This window comes from Pseudundibacterium arcticum, from assembly GCF_042646465.1.
Taxonomy (GTDB): domain Bacteria; phylum Pseudomonadota; class Gammaproteobacteria; order Burkholderiales; family Burkholderiaceae_D; genus Undibacterium_A; species Undibacterium_A arcticum.
This window is the reverse complement of sequence record NZ_JBHRTP010000018.1, coordinates 1-7029: the sequence shown is the minus strand read 5'-3', so window position 1 is coordinate 7029 and position 7029 is coordinate 1. Positions and strand designations below refer to the sequence as shown.

Below are 7029 nucleotides of genomic sequence, written 5' to 3'. Positions count from 1 at the left end.
CGACCAGTTGCGGCTGCATGTGTCGGCCTCGCTGGCCGGCGTGCTGATGCCGCTGCTGGCGCGCGTGCGCAGCCAGTTCGACCTCGATGCGAATCCGGCCGTGATCGCAGCGCATCTGGCGCAGGATGCCGGACTGGCGCCGCAGATCGCGGCGCAGGCCGGGTTGCGCGTGCCGGGCGCGTTCGAGCCGTTCGAGCTGGCGATCCGCGCGATCCTTGGCCAGCAAGTGAGCGTGGCCGGCGCCACCACGATCTCGGGCCGGCTGCTGGCGCGCTTCGGCGAGCCGGCCGCCACCCCGTTTGCGGCGGTGACGCGGCACTTCCCGCGGCCGCAGCAACTGGCGCAGGCCGAGGTCGGCGACGTCGCGCAGCTCGGCATGCCGCAAACGCGGGCGCAGACCATCATCGATTTCGCGCGCTTCACTGCCGACGGCGGACTCAATATCCGGCCCGGCACCGGGCTCGACGCCGCCGTCGCGCAGCTGAAGACGGTGCGCGGTATCGGCGACTGGACCGCACATTACATCGCGCTGCGTGCGCTGCGCTTCCCCGACGCATTCCCGGCCGGCGACCTCGGCTTGCAAAAGGCGGCGGCCTTGATCGATGCCGCACCAGAGCGTCTCACCGAAAAGCAGTTGCACGCGCGCGCGCAGGACTGGGCGCCGTGGCGCGGCTATGCGGCGCTGGCGTTGTGGCATGCGCTGGCTTAATGCGCTGGCTTATTGCGCGGCGAGTGCGCGACATCACATCAGCAAGGAGGCAATACCATGATTCATTACCTGGGACACGACAGCCCGCTCGGCACCATGCTGATCGCCGCCACCGAGCGCGGTCTGCGCAGCGCCGTATTTGAAGACCAACGTCATTTCAATGGCATCGCCGGCTGGCAGCACGATCCGCAGCATCCGCTGCTGCAACAGGCGGTGCAGCAACTGGACGCGTATTTCGCCGGCCAGCGCCGCGGGTTCGAACTGCCGCTCGATATACCCGATACCCAGGGCACCGAATTCCAGCGCAGCGTGTGGCGCGGCCTGCTGACGATTCCGTTCGGCCGCACCAGCAGCTATGCCGAACTGGCGCACAAGATCGGCAATCCGAAGGCGGTGCGCGCAGTCGGCGCCGCGAACGGGCGCAACCCGATCGCGATCATCGTGCCCTGCCACCGTGTGATCGGTGCTGCCGGTGCGCTGGTCGGCTATGCCGGCGGGCTCGAGCGCAAGCGCTTCCTGCTCGCGCTCGAGAGTGGGCAGGAACAGATACTCCTCTAGAAAATTGGCTATGTCGCCATCAAAGCATGGCGCTGGTCGCAATACTGGCCGGACAAATCTTTTCGGGGCGCCACGGATTGATGGCTGACGCGGCACTTGCGCAAGCGGCGGCCAGCCGTTAAGGTGACGGCTTTGTTCACTGCGTACCGACCACTCCATGTCATCCAATTCAGAAGGTTCGACCAAGGCGATTTTCTATGCGCTCGGCGCCAACGGCGGCATCGCGGTTGCCAAGTTCGGCGCCGCGCTGTTTACCGGCTCCAACGCGATGATGGCCGAGGCGATCCATTCGCTGGCCGACTGCACCAACCAGATCTTTCTGTTGCGCGGCATGCAGGAAGCGAAGAAACCGCCCGACGAGCTGCATCCGATGGGCTACGGCCGGGTCGTGTATTTCTGGGCGATGATGGTCGCGATCCTGCTGTTTTTCGTGGGCGGCGCGTTTTCGGTAATGGAGGGCTATAGCCATCTGCAGCACCCGGCGCCGCTGAAAAACGCGACCGTCGCATTGCTGGTGCTCGGCGTCTCGGTCGCGCTGGAAGCGTTCTCGCTGCGCGGCGCGATGACCGAGATCCGCAAGGTCTCCGGTGGCAAGCCTTTCATGCAATGGTTCCGCGAAACGCGGCAGTCGGAATTGATGGTGGTCGCCGGCGAAGACATCGCCGCGCTGGCCGGCCTGGCGATTGCGTTTGGCGCGGTGGTGCTGACGGTGGTGACCGGCAATCCGCTGTGGGATGCCTGTGGCTCGATTGCGGTCGGCGTGCTGCTGATGCTGGTCGCGTTCATCATCACGCGCGAAGTGAAGGCGATGATCACCGGCGAATCGGCCGCGCCCGAGACCCATGCCGCGATCAAGGCGCATATCGCGGCGCGCCCCGAAGTCGAGCATGTGATCAACCTGATCACGCTGCAATGGGGCGAACAGCTGATGATCGCGGTCCAGGCCAAGATGCAGCCGCAGCCGTCGGACGCGGCGCTGATCGATGCGATCAATGCGGTCGAACACAGCCTGCAGACGCAATGGCCGCAGGCGAAATGGTGTTTCTTTGAACCGGATGTGGTGGCGGGCCAGGACTGAGCGCGATCGGCAGAGTAATGCGGTAGGATGGGTGAAACCCATCGCCGGGCCGGGCCGGGTCGACGAGATGGGTTGCACCCATCCTACCGCTTAGGGTCCTCAGCATCGCCGACCGCCAAGCCAATAAAAAACCCGCCGGACCATGCGGTCCGGCGGGTTTTTTTTAAATCTATTGCGCGAGTACTACTGCACCAGCCGCACCGCAAACGGATAGCGATACGACTGTCCCTTCGACGTTGCGACCGCGCCCAGGATGCAGAAGATGATATTGGCGACATACAGTATCGGCAGCAGCAACATGCCGATCAGGATGAACATCAGCACCGACGCGATCAGATAACCGATCGTGATGGTGATCTGGAAGTTCAACGCCTCGCGCGCTTCTTCGTTGATGAAGGCGGAGCTGTCCTTCTTCAGCAGCCAGATGATCAGCGCGCCGACGAAGCCGGTGAAGATGCCCAGCAAATGCGCCAGCATGGCGATATTGCAATCGTCCTTGCTGGGATTGCTTTGTTCGATGTCATTCATGCCATGTCCTCTGTTTGAGTTGTTCGGGATCCAACAATTGCTAGCAAGCGCACAAATCATAGCGCACTTGTGTGACAAAAATGTGTGGAAAAATCAACTGTCCAGTGCGCCGGCCACGCCTGAAAGCCCGGGGCGCCAGGACTGCTTGAGGCGTCGGTCGCTGAGCGTGATGGCCGGCATGGCCTGGAACAAAGCCGGTGCGGTGCGACGCAAGACGGTCCCGGCGCGGCCGCAGGGCCGTTTATCCTGAGCCCGCCGAAGCATGTCCTGAGCTTGTCGAAGGGCATGTCCTGAGCTGGGCGAAGCGGCTGGGACGACCGCAGTCATCGCACCATTACGGCATCAGGATGGTGCTGTCCGGAGCGAAGTTCAGGCTGCGACTTTTTTGGCGGACGCCTTTTTCGGCGCGGCTTTTTTGGCGGTCGCCTTGACTGCGGTCTTGGCCGGTGCCTTGACGGCGGCCTTCTTCACCGGTTTGTCAGGCGCTGCGGCGGTGTCGACGTCTACCGTAGCAGCAGCCTTGCCTTTGGCCGGCGCCTTGGCCTTGCGTTCCTCGAACTCGAAGCTGATCTTGCCGTCCTTGCCCTTGACCAGGAAGGCCTTGAACGGCCGGCGCGTGCGTTGCGAGATAAAGCCCGGCAACAGATCGGTCTTGCCTTCGTTTAGCAATTTCGCCATCTGCTCGGGCAGAATTTCCTGCTGCAAGATGATGCGGCCGCTGCGGAAGTCGCAGGCTTTCGGCTTCGCGACCGATTTTTCGCAGACATAGGCGAGGCCCATTTCGTATACCCCGCTGCCGCATTTCGGACAGGCGCCGAGCGCGGTCTGGCCGGTGAAGTCGACGCCTTCGCCGTTTTCGCCTTCACCGTCGTTCTGGCCGAAATCGAACTCCAGCTTGAAGTTGTTGATGTCCTCATCGCGCGATATTTTCAGGATCGCCGCGAACGGCCGCCCCATCTTGGAGCGGAATCCCTGCAGCGGCCCGATGCTGCGGTTGCGCAATAATTCCTCGACCTCGGCCACCTCGAACTGGCGGCTGCCGGGCGTCTTGCTCATCGAGAATTCGCACTTCGTGCAGGCGAAACGGCGATAGTTTTCCTTCACCACGCTGCCGCAATTCGGGCACGGCGTTTTCAAGGTCGCATAGTCGCCGGGAATAGTGTCGTTGCTGTATTCCTTGGCGCGCTTGACGATGATCTGCGTCATCTGGGCGATCTCGCGCATGAATTCCTCGCGCGAGATCTTGCCCTTTTCCATCTGCGACAGCTTGTATTCCCACTCGCCAGTCAGTTCCGGCGCGGTCAGTTCGTTGACGCCGAGCCCGCGCAGCAGCGTCATCAGCTGGAACGCCTTGGCGGTCGGGATCATCTCGCGACCTTCGCGCAGCAGGTATTTCTCGTTCAGCAGGCCTTCGATGATGGCGGCGCGCGTGGCCGGCGTGCCGAGCCCCTTGCCGGCCATCGCCTCGCGCAGGTCTTCGTCGTCGAGCAGCTTGCCGGCCCCTTCCATCGCCGACAGCAGGGTCGCTTCGGTGTAGCGCGCCGGCGGCTTGGTGACCAGGCCGTTGGCGGTGATTTTGTCGGTCTGGACCTTTTCACCCTTCGCCACCGGCACCAGGTTACCGGCGTTTTCCTTGTCGTCGTCGCTAGCCACTTCCTTGCCGTATACCGCCAGCCAGCCCGGATTGGTCATGACCTTGCCTTCGGTCTTGAACTGGTGGCCAGACACCTCGGTGTAGCGGGTGGTGACCTGGAATTCGGCGGCCGGGAAGAACACCGCCATGAAGCGCCGTGTCACCAGGTCGTACAACTTCTGTTCCGGCTCGGACAAATTCTTCGGCGCGATGGTGGTCGGGATGATCGCGAAGTGATCGGAAATCTTGGTGTTGTCGAAAATCCGCTTGTTCGGCTTGACCCAGCCCTTGTTCAGGATCTGCGCGGCGAACTGCTGGTAGTTGTTGTTCTCGGATACCGTCTCCAGCGCCTGTTTGACGGTGTCCAGATAATCTTCCGGCAGGTGGCGCGAATCGGTACGCGGATAGGTCAGCACCTTGTGCTTTTCGTACAGCGCCTGCGCTAAGCCCAGCGTGTTCTTGGCCGAGAAGCCGAAGCGCGAGTTGGCTTCGCGCTGCAGGCTGGTCAGGTCGAACAGTGCCGGCGCCATCGACGTGGTCGGTTTTGATTCTTCAGTGACGCTGCCCTGGCGCCCGCGGCAGGCGGCCACGATCGAGTCGGCGGCGGCCTTGCTCCACAGCCGCTCGGCGCGTTTCTCGGGATCAAGCTCGTCTTTCTTGTGTTTGGTATCGAGCCAGCGGCCTTCGTAGATGCCGGCGGCGCAGACGAAGTCGGCACGCACTTCCCAGAAGTCGCGCGGCACGAAAGCCTTGATCTTTTCTTCGCGCTCGACCACGATCGACAAGGTCGGGGTTTGCACCCGGCCCACGGTGGTCAGGTAGAACCCGCCTTCTTTCGAGTTGAACGCGGTCATCGCGCGCGTGCCGTTGATGCCGATCAGCCAGTCCGCTTCCGAGCGGCAGCGCGCGGCGTCAGCCAGCGGCAGCATTTCCTCGTCCGAACGCAGATGCGCGAAGCCGTCGCGGATCGCGCCCGGCGTCATCGATTGCAGCCAGAGCCGCTTGATCGGCTGCTTGGCCTTCGCGTTCTGCGCGATCAGGCGGAAAATCAGCTCGCCCTCGCGCCCGGCATCGCAGGCATTGATCAGCGCGGTGACATCCTTGCGCTTGATCAGCTTGTTCAGCACCTTCAGCCGCGATTCGGTCTTGGCGATCGGGTTCAGCGCGAAATACGGCGGGATCATCGGCAGATGCGCGAAGCTCCATTTGCCACGCTTGACATCGTGCTCTTCCGGCACCGCGATTTCGAGCAGGTGGCCGACTGCCGACGACAGCACGTACTGGTCGGATTCGAAATACTCATCGTGCTTGGTAAAGCCGCCGAGCGTCTTCGCGATGTCGTTCGCGACGGACGGTTTCTCGGCGATGATGAGGGTTTTGGTCATAGTGGGTCTCGAAGTGTGCGTCAGGTACAAGATTCGCTCATGGCGAATTTTGCCGATAGTGTAACCAACTTATCTGTCTTGCACACTGCTGGTGCGTCCAGTGTGCGCAAAGAGTCGGTAAATGCATCATCAGCGCCGGCACGCGCATTTCCGAATCGAATTGCCAATTCGAATTGCCAATTAAGCAACGCTGCGAACAATCATATGCGGGCTGGGCGCAAATCCGCAAGCGCAGGGGACGATGAGATGACGGAAAGGCAATGGAAGGGAACGGTCGGCGCCGCGCAAAAACGAGTCCAGTATCAACGGCAGCGGCGCTGTGTGCGGTTTGTGACTTCAATGCAACAGACGTGGTTCCGGCTCGTCGTCGGTCAGGAACAGCTCGTCGAACGTCAGCGCGTCCGGCTCCTGCCCCAGGCTCCACAATAACATCAGCACGATCACTTTCAGCTTGTTGAGCGGCATCGGCGACTCGTGGACCGCGAGCGCGCGCTCGATCACGATTTCGCGCTGGAGCGCATTGAGTACCTTGGCCGACTCGAGGAACTGGATGAAACCGATCGCAGGTGAGCCGAGCGCGTCGAATTCCTGGTCCGCATAGATCCGCGTCCCGAATGAAAATGCGCTTTGCTGCGGATAGTCGACCGCGAAGTCACGCGTGGTTTCGGCCAGATCGGTCAGCCAGTCGAGCGCCTCGGAGATCTCGTCCTCTTCGAAACCGACCGCCGACAACTTTTTGGTCAACGCCGCCGTGTCGGGACAGGCATCGGGCCGGTAATAGGTTTCGTACAAGTAAACAAGAATATCGAACATGGTTCTACTATATCGTCAGCCTCGTCGCCGCACAAGCATAAACCGTTAACGGGACAATCTTGCCGCGGAGCATCTGACGGGAAATACCGGGTGCAGTATTTTTTTATCCCGTTTGATTCCTTGCGGTAAATCACCCATTTTGGCATATACTCCCGCGAAAATTGAATGCCGCCGCCATCTGGATAGCTCGACTATGCAACTGGTAAGTGTTGGAGGGGCGCCGCGCCGATTCGGCCACACTTTGCGTTGGCGCAAGCGGGTGGTGTGCTCCTAGTGTAGTGTTGCATTCTTGATGCTTCGTATTGAAATTCCGCACTTGAAAGGC

6 protein-coding genes are annotated in these 7029 nt (G+C 61.6%); 3 read left to right on the top strand and 3 right to left on the bottom strand.

From position 1 onward, the window contains the following. The 3 genes from ACFOFO_RS06250 to ACFOFO_RS06240 all read left to right on the top strand — a co-directional run. Positions 1-709, top strand: a 709-nt coding sequence (locus tag ACFOFO_RS06250; RefSeq protein WP_390331157.1) for a DNA-3-methyladenine glycosylase family protein, incomplete at its 5' end; no start/stop codon positions are given. 57 nt (positions 710-766) lie between these two features. Then, positions 767-1267 (top strand): methylated-DNA--[protein]-cysteine S-methyltransferase, encoded by a 501-nt coding sequence (locus ACFOFO_RS06245; protein WP_390321796.1) that lies wholly within the window; start codon positions 767-769, stop codon positions 1265-1267. A 157-nt stretch (positions 1268-1424) separates the two neighbouring features. After that, positions 1425-2345 carry a cation diffusion facilitator family transporter gene (locus tag ACFOFO_RS06240; protein ID WP_390321798.1) on the top strand — a complete coding sequence of 307 codons (921 nt, stop codon included), beginning with the start codon at positions 1425-1427 and terminating at the stop codon, positions 2343-2345. A 183-nt stretch (positions 2346-2528) separates the two neighbouring features. Here ACFOFO_RS06240 and ACFOFO_RS06235 read toward each other — a convergent pair whose 3' ends face one another. The 3 genes from ACFOFO_RS06235 to ACFOFO_RS06225 form a co-directional block, all read right to left on the bottom strand. After that, on the bottom strand, positions 2529-2873 hold the full coding sequence (locus ACFOFO_RS06235) for a DUF4870 domain-containing protein (protein ID WP_390321800.1): 345 nt from the start codon (positions 2871-2873) through the stop codon (positions 2529-2531). A gap of 369 nt (positions 2874-3242) precedes the next feature. Then, on the bottom strand, positions 3243-5891 hold the full coding sequence (locus ACFOFO_RS06230; RefSeq protein WP_390321802.1) for a DNA topoisomerase III: 2649 nt from the start codon (positions 5889-5891) through the stop codon (positions 3243-3245). 336 nt (positions 5892-6227) lie between these two features. Further along, positions 6228-6704, bottom strand: a complete 477-nt coding sequence (locus ACFOFO_RS06225) for a Smg family protein (protein WP_390331156.1) — start codon at positions 6702-6704, stop codon at positions 6228-6230. Positions 6705-7029 lie beyond the last annotated feature (325 nt).

Excerpts from the sequence above, each read along its gene's own strand:
- ACFOFO_RS06245 (WP_390321796.1), top strand. The coding sequence starts at position 767 with ATGATTCATTACCTGGGACACGACAGCCCGCTCGGCACCATGCTGATC.
- ACFOFO_RS06240 (WP_390321798.1), top strand. The coding sequence starts at position 1,425 with ATGTCATCCAATTCAGAAGGTTCGACCAAGGCGATTTTCTATGCGCTC.
- ACFOFO_RS06235 (WP_390321800.1), bottom strand. The coding sequence starts at position 2,873 with ATGAATGACATCGAACAAAGCAATCCCAGCAAGGACGATTGCAATATC.
- ACFOFO_RS06230 (WP_390321802.1), bottom strand. The coding sequence starts at position 5,891 with ATGACCAAAACCCTCATCATCGCCGAGAAACCGTCCGTCGCGAACGAC.
- ACFOFO_RS06225 (WP_390331156.1), bottom strand. The coding sequence starts at position 6,704 with ATGTTCGATATTCTTGTTTACTTGTACGAAACCTATTACCGGCCCGAT.